The sequence below is a fragment of the Serratia proteamaculans genome, from assembly GCF_949794035.1.
Classification (GTDB): Bacteria; Pseudomonadota; Gammaproteobacteria; order Enterobacterales; family Enterobacteriaceae; genus Serratia; species Serratia proteamaculans.
The window spans coordinates 93,360-108,855 of record NZ_OX461106.1; the positions used below are offsets into that span (position 1 = coordinate 93,360).

General features: G+C 50.4%; 17 protein-coding genes and 1 pseudogene. 1 reads left to right on the top strand and 17 read right to left on the bottom strand.

The window, feature by feature from the left end:
* Positions 1-200: 200 nt before the first annotated feature.
* The 17 genes and pseudogenes from QOT07_RS25680 to QOT07_RS25760 all read right to left on the bottom strand — a co-directional run bounded on the left by QOT07_RS25680 (position 201) and on the right by QOT07_RS25760 (position 14,369).
* Complete coding sequence (locus QOT07_RS25680; RefSeq protein WP_145529656.1) at positions 201-644, bottom strand: H-NS histone family protein; 444 nt, start codon at positions 642-644, stop codon at positions 201-203.
* 61 nt (positions 645-705) lie between these two features.
* A complete protein-coding gene (locus tag QOT07_RS25685) occupies positions 706-2,928 on the bottom strand; it encodes a type IA DNA topoisomerase (protein WP_145529654.1) in 2,223 nt (740 codons plus the stop codon).
* A gap of 2 nt (positions 2,929-2,930) precedes the next feature.
* Complete coding sequence (locus QOT07_RS25690; RefSeq protein ID WP_040118350.1) at positions 2,931-3,236, bottom strand: conjugal transfer protein; 306 nt, start codon at positions 3,234-3,236, stop codon at positions 2,931-2,933.
* A 103-nt stretch (positions 3,237-3,339) separates the two neighbouring features.
* On the bottom strand, positions 3,340-3,744 hold the full coding sequence (locus QOT07_RS25695; RefSeq protein WP_040118349.1) for a cag pathogenicity island Cag12 family protein: 405 nt from the start codon (positions 3,742-3,744) through the stop codon (positions 3,340-3,342).
* Positions 3,731-4,759 carry a P-type DNA transfer ATPase VirB11 gene (gene virB11, locus QOT07_RS25700; RefSeq protein WP_040118348.1) on the bottom strand — a complete coding sequence of 343 codons (1,029 nt, stop codon included), beginning with the start codon at positions 4,757-4,759 and terminating at the stop codon, positions 3,731-3,733. Before virB11 ends, QOT07_RS25695 begins: the two co-directional genes overlap by 14 nt.
* A gap of 10 nt (positions 4,760-4,769) precedes the next feature.
* On the bottom strand, positions 4,770-6,050 hold the full coding sequence (virB10, locus tag QOT07_RS25705; protein ID WP_283604533.1) for a VirB10/TraB/TrbI family type IV secretion system protein: 1,281 nt from the start codon (positions 6,048-6,050) through the stop codon (positions 4,770-4,772).
* Positions 6,047-6,943: a P-type conjugative transfer protein VirB9 gene (gene virB9, locus QOT07_RS25710; RefSeq protein ID WP_283604534.1), complete on the bottom strand. Its 897-nt coding sequence runs from the start codon at positions 6,941-6,943 to the stop codon at positions 6,047-6,049. The genes virB10 and virB9 overlap by 4 nt, the downstream gene beginning before the upstream one ends.
* Entirely contained in the window at positions 6,943-7,626 is a 684-nt protein-coding gene (locus QOT07_RS25715) for a VirB8 family type IV secretion system protein (protein ID WP_283604535.1), read from the bottom strand. Before QOT07_RS25715 ends, virB9 begins: the two co-directional genes overlap by 1 nt.
* Positions 7,619-7,756 carry a hypothetical protein gene (locus QOT07_RS25720; protein ID WP_169818577.1) on the bottom strand — a complete coding sequence of 46 codons (138 nt, stop codon included), beginning with the start codon at positions 7,754-7,756 and terminating at the stop codon, positions 7,619-7,621. The genes QOT07_RS25715 and QOT07_RS25720 overlap by 8 nt, the downstream gene beginning before the upstream one ends.
* Before the next feature lie 69 nt (positions 7,757-7,825).
* Positions 7,826-8,827, bottom strand: a complete 1,002-nt coding sequence (locus tag QOT07_RS25725) for a TrbL/VirB6 family protein (RefSeq protein ID WP_032490878.1) — start codon at positions 8,825-8,827, stop codon at positions 7,826-7,828.
* Positions 8,820-9,113: an EexN family lipoprotein gene (locus QOT07_RS25730; protein WP_032490877.1), complete on the bottom strand. Its 294-nt coding sequence runs from the start codon at positions 9,111-9,113 to the stop codon at positions 8,820-8,822. The genes QOT07_RS25725 and QOT07_RS25730 overlap by 8 nt, the downstream gene beginning before the upstream one ends.
* 14 nt (positions 9,114-9,127) lie before the next feature.
* Positions 9,128-9,850, bottom strand: a complete 723-nt coding sequence (locus tag QOT07_RS25735) for a TrbJ/VirB5 family protein (protein ID WP_283604538.1) — start codon at positions 9,848-9,850, stop codon at positions 9,128-9,130.
* 11 nt (positions 9,851-9,861) lie between these two features.
* Positions 9,862-12,609 carry a VirB4 family type IV secretion/conjugal transfer ATPase gene (locus QOT07_RS25740; protein WP_283604539.1) on the bottom strand — a complete coding sequence of 916 codons (2,748 nt, stop codon included), beginning with the start codon at positions 12,607-12,609 and terminating at the stop codon, positions 9,862-9,864.
* A 9-nt stretch (positions 12,610-12,618) separates the two neighbouring features.
* Positions 12,619-12,912: pseudogene (locus QOT07_RS25745) on the bottom strand (TrbC/VirB2 family protein).
* A 9-nt stretch (positions 12,913-12,921) separates the two neighbouring features.
* Complete coding sequence (locus QOT07_RS25750; protein ID WP_008815930.1) at positions 12,922-13,590, bottom strand: lytic transglycosylase domain-containing protein; 669 nt, start codon at positions 13,588-13,590, stop codon at positions 12,922-12,924.
* A 20-nt stretch (positions 13,591-13,610) separates the two neighbouring features.
* The gene (locus QOT07_RS25755; protein WP_008815931.1) at positions 13,611-13,835 is read right to left on the bottom strand and encodes a hypothetical protein; all 225 of its coding nucleotides are present in this window, start codon (positions 13,833-13,835) and stop codon (positions 13,611-13,613) included.
* Positions 13,836-13,913: 78 nt separating this feature from the next.
* Positions 13,914-14,369: a transcription termination/antitermination NusG family protein gene (locus QOT07_RS25760; RefSeq protein ID WP_016361119.1), complete on the bottom strand. Its 456-nt coding sequence runs from the start codon at positions 14,367-14,369 to the stop codon at positions 13,914-13,916.
* A 258-nt stretch (positions 14,370-14,627) separates the two neighbouring features.
* On the opposite strand from QOT07_RS25760, the gene QOT07_RS25765 reads away from it, so the two are divergent.
* The gene (locus QOT07_RS25765) at positions 14,628-14,990 is read left to right on the top strand and encodes a helix-turn-helix domain-containing protein (protein ID WP_008815933.1); all 363 of its coding nucleotides are present in this window, start codon (positions 14,628-14,630) and stop codon (positions 14,988-14,990) included.
* Positions 14,991-15,496 lie beyond the last annotated feature (506 nt).

Genomic DNA, 15,496 nt, shown 5'->3' on the forward strand with positions numbered 1-15,496 from the left:
AGTCGTATTCTTTTAGGTGTGGATGTAGTGCGGAGGCGATTTCTATAAACTTATCCCGTTCACCGTCATTCAGACTATCAGCGAATTCATGTATTTCCTCGAAAAGAAACTGGTCGTATAAAGTATCGTATAAACCACAGCGTCGCCCTGCGCTATGTTCCATTCTTGAAATAACAGACTCTGCTATATATACAGCATCTTTAATTGTGGGGTGTTTTATTCTGGTTTTCATTTTTGATTTTCTCTGCAATTAAAAAATCATCCAACGTTGCACCTGAATTTAACCGTTCCTGAATTGAGCGCGGAACCCGACCAACACCAGACCATTTTTTAATGGCGTCACCGTCTCTGTACTGATATTTCATCCGGCGGCGGGATCTTGTTTTTATCGCCGCTGCGGTTATTAATTCCTCTAGTGAAAAACCCTCGCTGACAATCAGTGCTAACAATTCGCTGCGCTTTTCGTTGCGTAATTGAATAGCTTCTTGTTCTTTTTCCTGCTGCGCTGCCCACTCACTGATATGTATATCCAGCTTGTTTTGCAGGTCGATTAATAGTCCGTAGTCACAACGTTTAATAAACTGCTTCATGTTGCGACTAGAGGATAGGTAGGTGTAAATATCCTGATATTTAATGTCAGACATAATGAAAGTTACCTAAGTTAATGGGGAGTGGCGGCATGATGCCGCCATATAGGTGAAAGGCTTATTTACGTGGTGGAAACTCAAACGCAGTTTGCCCGGTGGCTTTATCTTTTAGCACCACGAACGCCGAGAACGGCTTACCCGCTTTGCTGGTAAAGCCTTTAATCTCTGCGCTTTTACCTTTACTGATGATGGTTTCAACCTGATTCTTGGTCAGGTTTTTACCCGCTATTGTCGGCCAGATTTTAAAGTCGCACTGAGTACAGCGGAATATTTTAGGGGTCACAATGATGCTGCTACCGCAGGACGGACAGGGTGCGTTTAATCGCTCAAACTGGCTCTTTTCACTTTTGTCTTTGTCGCTGGCCGTGACGCTGACCGCGCTGACATCGACGTGTTGAAGCTGCTCCGCGATAAAGATTTCCAGCTCATCTAAAAAGGCATCGCTGGTCATTTTACCCTTTTCGATCTGCTGTTGCTGTTCGTGCCATAGAGCGGTCATATCGGGTTCGGTGGCGATGGAGGGCAGGGCATGAATAAAGCTGATGCCTAATTCCGTGGGAATAAGTTTCTTTTTTTCTACAGTATAAAAGTTGCGGTTCAGTAAGGTTTTTAACATTTCGGCGCGAGTTGCCGGTGTGCCAATCCCGCCATTTTCGCCCTCAGTGTCTTTGTCCCGACTGACTAACAGCGCTTTAATGCGCGGGTCTTTCACATATTTTGCCACGCGCTGTAAATCACGTAACAGCGTGGCTTCGGTATAAAGTGGCAGCGGTTTTGTTTTCTCCGCTTTGACAGTGACGGTTTTACAGGTTCCGGCATCGTTCACGCTAAGTGCCGTTAATATGGAAAATAAGCCATCGCCATTATCTTTCCCCGGCTCACTCTCTCCGTCGCCGCTTTCAGCGTCGATGTCGCTCTCTTGTAAAAGCGCCGTCCAGCCCATCCCGGTTGTTTTCCTGGCACTGGCCGTGAAGGTGTTGCCCGCTGCGCAAAAACTGACGCTGGCCGCCAGATACGTTTTTTCCGGTAAGAATTGAGCCAGGTACTGCGTGGCAATCGCGGTGTATACCGCGCGTTCGTCCTGGCTCATTTTTGCTGTATCGGGCGCGGTGCCGGTCGGGATAATCGCGGTATGCGCTCCGACTTTACCTTCATTAAAGGCACGGCTTTTTTTGTTGCTGTCGAGGTCGGCCAGAACTTGCGGGGGAAACGTGCCGCTTAATGCTGCACTCACCGCCGCGATAGTCTGAGGCGCATCATTAAACTGTTCGTTATTCAGGTATCGACAATCTGAGCGGTTATAGGTGATCGCCTTAAAGTTATCGCGCAGCGATTGCGTCACGGCCAGCGTTTTTTCAGCGGGCAGACCGTGCTCACGGCTCATGTGAACCTGCAAATCTAACAGCGAGAAGGGCAGCGGTGCCGGTGAGGCTTTAGGTTCGGTCTGTGCCTGTGTCACCGTGGCGGGTTGGTGCTGTGTCGTACTGGCAATATTATCAGCGTAGTGCTTATCAATAATGCGTTTTTTATCGTCCGTAGGGGCATCGTCTGGTACGGAAAATCGCGCAGGTATCTCGCCTCCGTCGCAACGGGTCAGGTCAAAACCGTTAATCATAAAACCGGCGCTGACAGCGTAATAAAACGCTGCCGCATGGTTTTTGAAGGCTTCATAACGGTGAACGATCAGACCCAGTATAGGCGTTTGTACCCGACCAACCGATAACACATCTTTGCCGCCTTTTTTACGGGCGGCAAGAGTGTAACCTCGGGTCATATTGAAGCCAAAGAGTTGATCGCCAACGCTTCTCGCTAATGCGCTTTGGGATAATCCGTAAAACTCGCTGTTGTCGCGTAACTGCGTCAGCGCCTGTCGCGCTTTCTCCGTGTTCAGGTCATTGATGAGGACGCGCTTCACCGGTTTTTTCGTGCCGGTGTACGTCAAAATTTCATCAATTAAAAGCTGGCCTTCGGCGTCGGGATCTCCAGCGTGAACAATCTCACTCGCCTTCTCAATCAGCGCCGCTACCGTTTTAAACTGGCCTGCGGTGCGCTCAATCGGCTGGTAGCGGTGCGGTCGCAGTTTCAGCGGTAAATCGGCCTCGTTCCATTTTTCGTAAGCGGGGTTATGACTTTCAGGCTTGACCAGCTCGAGCAGGTGGCCTGATCCCCACGTCACCACGTCGGTGCCACATTCGATATAACCGCCACGGTTTACACCGTTGCCCAGGGCAAGGGCGATCACTTCACCCAATCCTTTCTTTTCTGCGATAAAAAGTCTCATGATTACCCCCTGATCCGCCCGAATTGACTGATGATTTTGGCTATAGCTGCCGGGTCTGCGGCTTTGCATTCCCCCAAAAGCGCTTTACGCATGTTTGATGTCTTCGATGGGTCAAACCGGCCTTTCTTCTTAAAAGAATTAATGCTGAAAAAGGCTTTTTCGGCACTGCTGCATTCACTGCCGCCGCTATTACCGGTTACTTTGCCGAACATACACAGGACGACCTCGCACGGGTCAGCAGCAAATGAAGGCGCAGAAAAGCCAGCGGTCAGGCACAGGAGTGCCGCCGCGATTGCGGTTTTTTTCATAACGTTTTATTCCTTGAGGTGATTTTGAGACAAACAAAAGACGGCTAACGCCCTCTGGTTGTTCAACGCCGGAAAAACAGATTGAAAATCTGTCTCACCGCCGTTATCGGGAAAAATAAATGTCGGTGGTGTTGCAGGTCAGGCAGTGAGTTTTTGGAAGATAAGAGATAAGCCCTTGTGCGCCGTGTTGTCTCAACCACGCTTTAGCAGCAAAGAACGCGGTCGCATCCGGCGCAGAGACGGCAACGTGTGGGGAATGAGCAACGGCATACCAGACATCAGGCGTCCAAATCTGTCCTTCATCTTGAAAATCGGTGATCACTCTCGACCACTGCCCGGACACGACCGGCGACGGTGTAACAACCATGTTTTCCTGCCATAAAGGCAATGTGCCGTTGGTCGGCGAAAGAGGCTTATCCCACTCGACGGCTGCCGGTTCGGGCGGGGATGAACAGCCCGCGAGTACCAGCAATGCACTGAGTACAACCAGGGGTTTAAAATGTTTCATTCCTGAAATTCTCCATCACACCGGCGCGATGCACCGGCTTAAAGTAAATATCACCCATGCGGCGAATATCGCCGCTCACGTCAATGCTGGCGATGACATCAATGCTGTTCAATACCTTACGCAGCAGTACCGAATAGGGGATGTTCTGGCATTCCATGTTTTGATAACAGCGTTCCGCCAGCCCGTTAATGGCCTCTTCCGGGCTACCGGCGTGCAGAGAAGTGATCAGCCCTTCATGCCCCGAGCCGATGATTTTCAGACAGTCCCAGGCTTCACCTCCGCGCACCTCGGCCAGTAAAATACGGTCAGGGTTCATGCGGTAGTTTGCCCGTACCAGACTGGCCGGGGTCACAATGGCTTTTTCTCCCGCATCGGCGGGGTAAAAAAGATGCACGTAATTTTCATGGCCATAAAAGCGCGTCTCCGGGTTGTCCTCGATAGTCACCAGTCGCAGGTTGACGGGGATATACCCGATCATCGTTTTCAGGTAGGTTGTTTTCCCCGACCCCGTACCGCCCACGATGATGATGGTCTTACCATATTCGACACACTTCTCCATAAAAGCGGGAATAGCTCCGGCATTGTATAAACGTAAAAGTTCGTCATCATGGCTTGCTGTTTTCTCCTTACCCGTGACCCGGTCGTAAAAGCCGCCGTCGATATAGGACTGGTGGGGAATTTGTATCAGGGAAGGCTTGCGGATAGTGATCGACACCGTATCTCGCTCACAAGCCGGAGGCATCACCACTTGGCAACGTTCGCCAGATTCGAGCGTGGCGGACAGCACCGGCGACGTATCATCAATATGGTCGCCCTGATAGTTGGCAAGCGCGGTGGCAAACGTCTGACACTGTGCCAGCGTGAGCGGAACGGGGTGTTTTTGCCACACCCCGCGAATTTTGGTAAACAGCTCTCCGGGACGGTTTACCGCGATTTCGGTCAGGCCATCGAGGTGAAGAAAATCCCCGAACATGCGTTGTTTATGCTGGTCGAGTGAAATGTTACTGACGCCCATAATGCCCTCCTTATTTGAGTTTCAGGCTGTAGACGCCTGAAAAATCGATGTCTGAACCGGTCATGATGCCGATGATATCGCCCTGATTTTTGTAGATGGTTGGCGGGATATTGATGCTGTTATCCAGCGCCGTTTTTGCCATTTCAGCGGCGGCAGCGCGTGAATTTTCCGTGTAATCGGTATTGCGGTCTTTCGACGGGGCGGAACTTGCCGCCGCTGCGGCGACGTCCTGTACGGTACTGAGCATCATTGCGTTGCCGAAACGCTCCCAGAAATGCGTGTCGATCCAGCCATCAATACCGGCCTCACCGAGCTGGCCTACGACCTGAGAATCAACCATCGGGATTTTTAGCCTGTCCGGGGTTCTGAGTTCCGTCCACATCACGAACATCCTCGCCTGGCCGTGATTGAGTGTGCCGGTCTTGTAGACGCCACGGGCGCGGGTGCCTGCGGGTATCAGCCGTACATGGGTGCTTTCGCTGTAAACGTCCTCAGATATCAGGCAGGAAATACGCCCGGCAACGTCTGACACAAAGCGGGTTTGAAGCGTACAGGGAATATAGGTATCGACCGGAATATACAAATCCGGGTCAAGCCGCATACGTTGTACGCCGGTTACGGTGGAAACTGCCGGTGCCACACTAGGTGATGCCTCCGCTCCGACAGGACAGGCCAGCTTTCCGCTGGCATCCATGACCAGCGTCACCGTGCAGGGTGTATAAGGCTGCGCGGTCGCGGGAGATACGCTGTGCTCTGTGGTACTGCGTTCAGCCGTGCGCGAAACCGTGGCGGTTTGGCCGCTGCTTTGCGTGCTGGACATCGCCGCCAGAGCCATCGACTTGTTAAATGAAACTGCCGGAGCGGCGGGGCGAGGAAGGTTTGTTGTGGTATCGGTTGACGCGGTGTCCTGCAACCCCAGCGGGTTTTCAGCCATCCCCATGCCCTGGCGTTTCCGTCCGTAACTGACATCATCCGGTGCCGTTTTTGCCTGTTCAGCCTTGGGAGCGGGGGCGCTCATGAAATGGTTATAAGCCCAGTCACCCATCCAGGCTAATACGATAAGCGCCGCCAGAAGCAGTATTCCCAGCGTCATAAGACGGTTTTTACCGCGCTTTTTGAGGCTGTTTACCTCGGGTTGGTCGGGTTTAACGTTCTCCACCGGTGCAGACTCTTTACGCTGTGCCTGCGCCCGTTCGCGTGCTTCAACTTCCAGCTCGGCCACCGTTTTTTCTCTCTCGGGTACGGGGCTTTCGCTCCCATCGAGAGGCGTTGGGTTTTGCGTATCCGTCATGGTTTTTCCTCCAGTTTAACCGCCGGTGAAACGGTGCTGCCGTTGCTGACCGTTGCCAGACCAAATCCCTGATTAACAATGCCCACCACGGCGTCGCCGTAGCGTAAGACCAGCTTTGGAGCCAGCGAGTGAACGACCATCACGCGATAGTTGCCCTGTTGCGAGAACGACGGGATGGTCGTTTGTTCTTTGCCGTTGACGAGCAGGAAGGGACTCGGGATCTTTTTCAGCGGTGAAAAGCCCAGGTAAGTGAAGCGGCCATCGTCATAGGCAAAGTCCGGCATAGCCATTTCACTGCCCTGCTTCACACGCTGCGCATAGTTCCAGTTTCGCGGCGTAGTGGCGGCATTAAACGCTTTGGCGATGCGGCTTTTTTCCTGCGCCTCCGTCAGCTCCTTTTGCCGCGCCTTCACGGCTTCCATGCTGGCCTTACGGCTGGCATCGGGATAATTCCAGGTCACAACAAACGCCAGACTGCTTGCCGGTGCGCCTTCATCGAGCACATTAAGTTCCAGGCTGTAGAAGTGTGCCGACGTGGTGACAAACAGGTTGGTTTTCCAGTCTTTCGACTCGGGTAAAAATGCCTGCTGGACGGTTGAGCCGTCCGCATCCGTCACCGGCTGCGTGATGGGGGCGGGGCGAATATAGACGCGGTTCGCCTCCTTTGTTACCGCCCATCCTTTAATGAAGCCGACTTCGGTACTGATCACCGCTTCATCATCAGCAAAAACTAACGTGGTGACGTAACCGGCGCGGGTATTGATCACCGTGCTGTTTTGCACGTTGTACGCCACCTGCTGCATACGGCTGTCGTACCGGCTACCCTGCGGGGTTGCGGCTCCCCACGCCGATGAGCAGAGCATCAAAGTGAGAATGACGAATAGATTACGCATTATTCTTTCCTCAGTTCTTTGTCACGCTGGTAACTGGTGACGATGAAGCCCAGCGGATTACTCTCACGTTGCGCGTCAGTCAGCGCCTTGTGTGGCACGTAGTGGTATGTCAGACGAACGTTCCAGAATTCGACGCGCGTCGCGCCGTCAACAACGTGGCGGATGGTTCTTTTCAGTCGGAGGGTTGCCAGCATATCGGGCGCGGTAGCCTGGCTGATGATGTTGGAAATGACCTCGGTTTCCACCACGTTAGCCGCGTTCTGATACACCTTGTCGGGTGCATCTTGTCCGGCGAACCAGGCAAGATAGTCCGCATTGACCTGTCCGTTGTTAAAGAGCTGCACCGTGTCATAATTGCTTTGCAGGGCGAAATAGTTGTATCCCTCCCGGAGCGTGGCGTAATTGGCGGCGAAGGCTTTCGCCATTGCCTCTTCGGTAGAAATGTCTTTTTCTTTCACTCGGGTGACGTATTCCGCCCGCCCGCTGTGGCTGTCTACGGTGTAAAGCTCGACCTCCGTGTGTTTTAGCGGAAGCATGACAATGACGGCCACAACGGAAAGTAAGGCAAATACCGTGGCGACAGCGGCGATAACAAAAGCGAGTTTTTTAGCCCGCGCATCGCGTGTCAGCATCACTTTTTCAAACGATTGCGAGGTATTCAGCGTTTTTTGTAATTCAGACATTATTCACCTCCTGCATAACGGAAGCGGAATTAACGGGTTGAAGGTCGCCGGAAACATCCGGCGGGAAATGGCTTTGCTGTGCGCAGCCCGCAAGGGTGCACAACATCATAAATATGATGAAGCGTTTCATGGTTTAGGTTCCTGAAAGGATTAAAAAGTAATGAGTCTTGCGATGGGAACAGGTGTGGCGGGATATCTGCTAATTTTGGGCTTTCATTTTCTCCACTGCGGCTTTTGCCGATGCTTTGGCATTACTGGCCGATGAGCCTTTGAGGTTATTCGCTGCCTTATCGCCAATACTGCCTAAAGCATTCCCCACGGGCTTTCCTACGGTACTTGCGGCTTTTTTCGCTGCGCCGCCGCCTGCCATTAGCCCCATTTTAGCCGCGCCCTGTACCACACCCTGCACGCTAGCCCCTGCCAGTGAACCGGCAATTTTTGCCGATAACCAGACTACGAACCCGGAACCGATACCGGCAAGGCAACACTGTGCGGCCAGCGTTACAATGTTGTTGGCATTAGCCCCGACGCTTGCTTTGTCCAATATGTTACTAAGGTATTCAATCGCGATCCGTAAAGATAAGGCCGAAAACATGAGCGTCAGGATAGCGGTGAAGATTACCTGGAGCCAGTTATTGAACATCGGTCGCAGAAAACCGTAGATAAGGCAGAAAATGAATATGGGTGCCGTTGTTGTCATTAATAACAACATTATTTCAGCCCCCATATTAACAATGGTGGCGATAATTAAGGCTACTATTGTTCCCCCCCAAACTAATAGCTCAGCAATGCCGCCATTGAGTTGCACATAGGTTGAATTATCTAGGTTAAATAAGGTTTGCCCCAGCGTCTGAGCTTTACTCCAAAGTGTATCTAGTAAAACCCAGACATTTTCACTTCCGCTGAAACCATCTTTTAAACCGTTAATGGCAGCAACCGAGGCGTCCAGATAACCATCTGCATTAGTGACAAATGCCAGGATGATCCCCATTCGCGCCAAGTCCCACGCTACGTCCTCTACCGGAGTATGTAGCTTCCCCGCCAGTGTCTGATAGCCACGCCAAAGAATGTACAAAGTGGCAGAACCGGTAACTAATCCTGCCATCAGCGTTGAATACAGGGACATTTGCCCCTGTAAAACACTGTTCAAGCCATTCATTACAGCGGCATCCATTCCAGAGAAAACACCTTCGCTACTCATGACTTTTATTCTCTGGATGCATCCTGCTTTTTACGTACTCTGTTTGCACTTTTTGTAGTCCAGCTACAACGTCAGGCTCATTCATTGACCTTTTGGAAGCATTCACAACAGGGATGCACCGCTCACTGCTGAATGTTTGGGTTTTCAAACAATCGGCATAGTCTTTTATTAATTCGTCATGATGAGCCATATACCACTCTTCAGTTTTTTTCTCTTCACAACCACCTAAAGCAAACAGGCTTAAAACAAGCAGGGAGGATAAAATAGTGCGGTTATTGATCGTCATATGAAAAATCCTTGTTATAAGTTGTTCAAATCGGCCACCGGTGCGTTGAGTTGCTGCTGCTGGCCTGCCTTTTGTCGCTGCGATGTCAGCATTTGATCACGCAGTTCCGACTGTTTCACGCTCATTTCCCACTGCGTGGTCAGCGCGTTTAACTGTACACTTTTTGACGTTATGGTGTTCGCCAAATCCTGTGACTCTTTAGCGTCTTGCGACATTTCTATACGACTTACAAGGGTGGAAATATCACTCACTGTACTGTTGATATTCTCCTGTACCGCAGTGGTATCTTCGACGGCCACCGCACGGTTAATGACGATTTGTTTACAGGTATCAGCATAGCTTTGGGTCTGCGTAGCATCACAGGTGTCAAACATCTTGTACTTGCTGTACAGGCCGTTTAGCGCACTGCTGTATGACCCGCCGGAGTTTGTCAGCAGGTCGTTGAGTGAAATGCCGTTTTTTTGCAGGTTTTTAAGGTCACTCGACAATCCCTTAGCCTGGCTCAAAAAGTCCTGTACGTTGCGTACGCCGGTCGCGGTCGCCAGTTGCGATTTGTAGGCATTAAGCTGGGATTTATACTGTTCCACCGTTTTAAGCCAGTTTTGGGCGTCGGTCGCGTATTGAACCTGACGTAACGGATCAGCATCAACCATGACAGGAATACCGGCATAGGCTGTCAGTGATGGACACAGCAAAGCCCCCGCAAGACAGGCGGCGGTCAGAGTTTTTAGTTTCATGTTGTTTCCTTTCAGAGAGCGAATTGCAGGTAGCGTTCCAGCCAGTCGTCCGGCTTCATGCCGTCCTGAAACACAGAGTCAAAAATTTCGAGGTTGTCAGCGCTGCTACTTAACACTTTTGTGTAAGTACCAAGCCCGGACAGGTCAAGGGTGACGAGTGCCGCAAAGTTGCGTAAGTCACCTTTTTTCAGAGGACTTTTCACTATCACGAACTGGCGTGACAGCGGATCGAGATTCTTAATGATATCGAAGATTTCCGGGGCGACTTTCAGGCCGTCAACATAGTCTTTGCGGTCAGCCTTCGGGTTTGCCGTAAAGATTTGCGTGCCGCACTGCTCCACCACGGCAGGAGATATCGGGTTAATCAGTATTTCCGCCGGTGACTGAGTACCAGGAATAAACAGGCCATTCAGTTTGCGGATGACTTTCAGCACGTTAAAGGCGAAATCAGAAAAGACCGGGTCGTTGAGCCATTTCCAGAATTCATCCATGAAGATCACCAGGCGTCGCCCGTCGAGCAAGCTGGTGACGCGATACAGCAGGTAAAATGAAATCGGCGCACACACGTCGGCATCGTCCAAAAATTCCGTGCCATCGATGCCGAAATTGTCGCATTCGCCAATATCAAAGGTGTCCAGGTCATTATCGAAAACCCAGCCGTATTCGCCACCCTGCGCCCACTGTGACAACCTGACACGTAACCCGTTTTCCTGCGCTTCCTTCGTTGGCGGCTCGGTAAGGTTCTCCAACAGCCGGGTAATACCAAACCCACGGTGTTCAGCCGGTAGCTCCTTCATGACCGCATCCACTGCCTGACTAAGACGCAGCTCGTCGCGCGGGAACAAGGTTTGTCCGTTGCGGGTGCAGAGTATGCGCATCAGCTTCTTGATGAAGTTCAGATTGCGTTTGGTCGGTGGAAGCCGGAAGGGATTCCAGCCGGTAGGCTCACCGCTTTTCACCTTATAATACTGGCCGCCCAACGCCCTTACGTTGAGTTCTGCCCCCCTGTCCTTATCAAAATAAACGGTAGTAAGACGCTGAGTTTTAGCCTGCGGCGAAAAACTCCGGGGTTGCCGATATTTCTGCATCATGACCTGAATGAATGCCATCAGCATTGTTTTGCCCGAACCGGCGGTGCCGATAACGCTGGTATTGCCTAGATTTTTCTCGTTGAAATCATCCTTATTGAGCATTGAGTTGTGCAGGTTCATGTAATACGCCCCGCCCGATGGGGTTTTGAGAACGCAAAGCGCTTCACCCCAGGGGTTCTTATCCCGTTTCCCCGTATAGAAGTTATGGAATGACGCCAGTTCTGCAAAATTCTGGCTGCTTATGGGGACAAGTCGCGGCCTTAGCGTGTACACCCCCGGCATTTGTGCCAGGTAGGCAGCAGGCAGCGACAACGTGGAGAGCGTCGGGGTGATACCCAGATCGGTGAAGGCGTTGATCAGGCTGTTTGTATCTTTAATCAGCCGTTCTGTACCAGGTGCCGATACCATCAGGGAAAAATGATATTTACCAAAGGCAATGTGTCCGGCCTGCAACATGTCCAGGGCAACAAATAAGTCTTCCTGCTGCGAAATGGCATCATCTTCCGTGCTGCGTAAACGCTTGACCGTCTGCTTGATGTGCTTTTGCGCTTCATCTTTCGCCATACAGGTAAAAGACTGGGTGATCACATAGTCACACGGGGCATACAGCAACACGTTCATTATCCCGGTGAAGGATTCCGGCGCGTAGTCTTTCACTTCCAGCCCACGGAAGAAGGTCTTTCCGTTTACGTTATTGCTTTGCCCGGCATCGCCGGTGAAAAACAGGTCGGTTGTGCCGAGCGTTTCATAAAATGGCGTGCGCGTAACGGCTGTTTTCTGCCAGACGCCGCTTAACAGCCGCCGATAGAAAGACAGTTGCGACGAAAATACGCGGCCATTTTCTTCATACGCCCCGAGCTGGTTCGCGGTGAAACGCGACAGGGACGTGCCGACCGTCTGGCAGATCTCCAGCATCTCCTTTAATGCACTGTCTAACGCATGTTGCTTCTGTCCGTCGGACATACGTTTGCGCTCTACCTTATCCAGTCCGACAAAGGGCATATAACAGGCGGTGAAGAACAGTCGATTATGGCGGAAAGGATGGTTTTCAATCGTCGAGTAGTACCGTTCGCTGACCGTATCGGCAAAATCGTTACCCGAATGCCCGTCAAAGTGGTCGTGGTACGTTTCACGGATATTGTGAACGTAAAACGTCACCGGTCGCCCTTCAAAGGACTTAATCAGGTTATTAAACTGACCAGACAGTATGTCGAGATTTTCTTCCGTATCACATTCAAACGCCGTTCCGCCAATTTCCCACGTTGCGATCAGGTCGCTACCTCGGGTTTTAATGACGTTTTCATGAATGTGCGACGAATACGGAATGTGCTTGGTGAGCGTGACCCGTTCGTTAAGTCGCATAGTGTTGATGAACTCCGTGATGTCTACGGCGTCGTAGTCGTTCGCCAGGAACGCCGTTGCGCCGTAGTGGGTGTTGCACGTCTTATTGCCCCGCGTTTTCAGTTTTAAAAAGGCTAATCCGAAAACGTGGGCATCCTTTCGAGCCATCTGGTTCATGACAAACCAGCTTACCGGCAGGAACAGCAACAAAAGTTTAGTGAGGTATATCGCCAGCAGGATAATTGCCCCACTGACGATAACTAACGGCACCATCGGAATGCCAAACAGCATAGCGGGGCGCGTCAGGGCTTTATTCAGCGTGACCATTTCCGCACCTTAGCTCATCAACAGAGCGCCGATTTCTGCACCGCTGGCAATAAGAATGCCGCCAATGATGATCCCTTTACAGTCGTGAAGGCTTTTGCCGTCCCATAACACTTTGTAACCCACCTAGATAACGGCGATGGTAATGGTGACGATGGCCAGACCGGTGAGGCCCGACGAGATTTTTTCCAGCAACGTTTCGGCTTTGGCGAACCCGTCCGCGAATGCCGGTGAGGACATGGCAGCAGAGGCCGCAACAGCAGCAAGGTAGGCAGGAGCGTTTTTAATAGAGCGTAAAGTTTTCATGATATTTCCTTATTTAGATGTAGTGACTACAAACTCCCCCCGCACAACCTGTGACGGGAAAGAAACGGGTGTAGCCTGGTTAGGTGACGCCTGCGCGTCGGAGGTGATGAGATCGCCGCGTACAATACCTTTGGGGTAACGTATCTGCGGCGTGGGTGCTGCATTGCCTGGTGTGGCGTTTTGCTTTTCTTGATCGGCCTTGCTGGAAGGCACGACATATTTTTGCGCGGGTTTGTAACCCATCCGCTGTACATAGCTGGTTTTAGAAAATGCAGCTTCGGGCTTCTGGCCGGTATCAAAATTGCCGGAGTAATAACAACTCAGCGCCCTTTTCAGGGTGCCGCCCCGGAGGTAGCAGTCAGTGATGATTTTTTCGAAGACGGTCAGGTTGGTGCAGGGATTAAAAAGTTGTTTTGCAGTGACACCGTAACGGGAAAAATTAGCCTGGTTGATTTGCATCAGACCAACGGAGTAATTTTTACCTTTCGCCTTGAGCTGGTCGATATGATCAAGAGCGTCATTTATGTTGCTGGGGAAAAGCCCTTTTTTCTGGCCGACAACCCCGATAGCAAAGGGATTCAAGCCAGATTCGACCCTAGCTACATCATGCGATGTATCCGGGTGAATGGTTGGGGCGCATTGCATGGCCAGAGTCAGAAGCACGGCGGATGAAATCATTTCTCCTCCTATTAGATGGTTTATTCCTCTTCAGCGGGGGGAGCCTTCTGCAACTGGTTAAGCAGTGAGGCATGGCCTTTTTTGGTGAATTCATCAATCAGGTAGTGAAGGAATGTTGTTGTCTTGATATTGGTGTTGGATAAATAACTGATTTCACGAGCATGTTTTGCTAACAGTTGGTAACGCTGTTGTCCGATATAAATCACCGACGTACTCGTTGGCTCGCCCAACTTCTTTTTCGGCATGGGGATGGTTACTCCTATTAAAAAGACACCGCAGGGTATCGCCCGCAGTGCTGGTATGTATAAAAAATGAAGTCGGGTTTAAGGGTTAGACGATTGCAGCAGGTGTGAAAAAGCAACCTGCCGTTGTTCTATCGATTTGATAAGCGAGATTTCCTGAATTTTTAGCAGCAAAGTGGACGAGATATTACGGCACTCAATAGCTTGATCGTCATTGTTCAACGCAATCAGCCGAGCGCATTCAATCGCTGATATCACTTTCTGGGGAACGGTGCAGGCATCGGAACCGAAGCGAATGAAGCCGACAGCCCCAGGGATAGACGAAATTGTTGAGGTGTGGATTTTATTGATATCAAAAGAGAGGAACAAATAATTAGGGAACAACACTTTTTCCTCGATCCGAACCGAATTGCAGTCGGTTCGGTGAGAGACTCTTACATAGCGAGGGCAAAAAACACTAACCCCTAATCCATTGACTCTTTTAGTGATTTTACCAACATCCTGAGCCTTGCAGTACAGCACATACCATAAGTTCATGTTCCCATCCTTGTGGGCACAAGCCCCCATTTTCCGCCGTGCTAGCTTGGCGGAAACTAGAACGAGCGTACTCATAAACATGATGAAACAACTGTATATAAATACAGTAATGTTATTATATTCAGTTGTTTTGGTGTGTCAATCTAAAGAGTCTTAGAGATTACATTACTTTATGATACAAAATCAACCATGATTCGTATTGTGGACATTGATATCGAATGCGCCTTGTAAGATTAGACTCCCAAAAAGGGGGTGAACATGGTGCCGAAAAGATTGCGAGAAGCGCGAGAGGCTGCGGGGATATCACAAGAAAAATTATCTCAACTTATTGATATAGATGGTAAAAACTCAAGATCGAGGTTGTCGAGTTACGAAGTCGGAAGGACGGAACCCCCTTTTAGCTTGGTAGTTAAAATCGCAAGACTGCTGGATTATCCTGAGTATTATTTTTATACAGTGGATGACGATATGGCTAAGAATATGCTTGAGGTGCATCGTAATAGGGTTAACCCAGAAGAAAACCTTCAATACTATACTTTGGAGGAAAATAAAAAATTACGTAAACAGAATGAAGAAGCCAGAAAATTATTAAAACAACTAAACGAGTGCTTGAAAGACTAGCCAGCACAGCTCGCCGCAGCCTTTGATTGAGGCGGAGCGCAGCCATAGGCGAGCACTGAACACTCAAAGCGAGGAAGCGGAATTTTCACTGAATTAACAAAGAAATGCGTTCACTCTGAATCTACATAGACAAGAGAAAACACCTGTTGATATTCACAATATTAATAATGTTTAGACTCAATATCTCTATGAATTGATTAGGTAAATTAGATATGTTCTTTGCGGGATCTTTTGGTGGGGGAATTGATCGTTGCTTCACTACGTGGTAATTTACCTGCGTTTACAAGTATTCATACGGGTGGGACGTTCCCGGTAATAGCGTCTAGGGAAAGGGTGATAGGGGCAAAAGCCACACCCTGAATGCAAAAACCCCCTGAAATCCCAACTCGAACTTGGCGGAACGAAGGATATTCAGGGGGTCGAAAGCAGGCGCGGCGCCTGAAAAGGATTATAGCAAATGCGTAACCTAACACAACCCCCCCACACCGCCATAAGTGCTGGCGGGT

Bases quoted from the DNA above. Each gene is read 5' to 3' on its own strand.
- QOT07_RS25680 (WP_145529656.1), bottom strand. From the start codon at position 644: ATGTCTGACATTAAATATCAGGATATTTACACCTACCTATCCTCTAGT.
- QOT07_RS25685 (WP_145529654.1), bottom strand. From the start codon at position 2,928: ATGAGACTTTTTATCGCAGAAAAGAAAGGATTGGGTGAAGTGATCGCC.
- QOT07_RS25690 (WP_040118350.1), bottom strand. From the start codon at position 3,236: ATGAAAAAAACCGCAATCGCGGCGGCACTCCTGTGCCTGACCGCTGGC.
- QOT07_RS25695 (WP_040118349.1), bottom strand. From the start codon at position 3,744: ATGAAACATTTTAAACCCCTGGTTGTACTCAGTGCATTGCTGGTACTC.
- virB11 (WP_040118348.1), bottom strand. From the start codon at position 4,759: ATGGGCGTCAGTAACATTTCACTCGACCAGCATAAACAACGCATGTTC.
- virB10 (WP_283604533.1), bottom strand. From the start codon at position 6,050: ATGACGGATACGCAAAACCCAACGCCTCTCGATGGGAGCGAAAGCCCC.
- virB9 (WP_283604534.1), bottom strand. From the start codon at position 6,943: ATGCGTAATCTATTCGTCATTCTCACTTTGATGCTCTGCTCATCGGCG.
- QOT07_RS25715 (WP_283604535.1), bottom strand. From the start codon at position 7,626: ATGTCTGAATTACAAAAAACGCTGAATACCTCGCAATCGTTTGAAAAA.
- QOT07_RS25720 (WP_169818577.1), bottom strand. From the start codon at position 7,756: ATGAAACGCTTCATCATATTTATGATGTTGTGCACCCTTGCGGGCTGC.
- QOT07_RS25725 (WP_032490878.1), bottom strand. From the start codon at position 8,827: ATGAGTAGCGAAGGTGTTTTCTCTGGAATGGATGCCGCTGTAATGAAT.
- QOT07_RS25730 (WP_032490877.1), bottom strand. From the start codon at position 9,113: ATGACGATCAATAACCGCACTATTTTATCCTCCCTGCTTGTTTTAAGC.
- QOT07_RS25735 (WP_283604538.1), bottom strand. From the start codon at position 9,850: ATGAAACTAAAAACTCTGACCGCCGCCTGTCTTGCGGGGGCTTTGCTG.
- QOT07_RS25740 (WP_283604539.1), bottom strand. From the start codon at position 12,609: ATGGTCACGCTGAATAAAGCCCTGACGCGCCCCGCTATGCTGTTTGGC.
- QOT07_RS25750 (WP_008815930.1), bottom strand. From the start codon at position 13,590: ATGATTTCATCCGCCGTGCTTCTGACTCTGGCCATGCAATGCGCCCCA.
- QOT07_RS25755 (WP_008815931.1), bottom strand. From the start codon at position 13,835: ATGCCGAAAAAGAAGTTGGGCGAGCCAACGAGTACGTCGGTGATTTAT.
- QOT07_RS25760 (WP_016361119.1), bottom strand. From the start codon at position 14,369: ATGAACTTATGGTATGTGCTGTACTGCAAGGCTCAGGATGTTGGTAAA.
- QOT07_RS25765 (WP_008815933.1), top strand. From the start codon at position 14,628: ATGGTGCCGAAAAGATTGCGAGAAGCGCGAGAGGCTGCGGGGATATCA.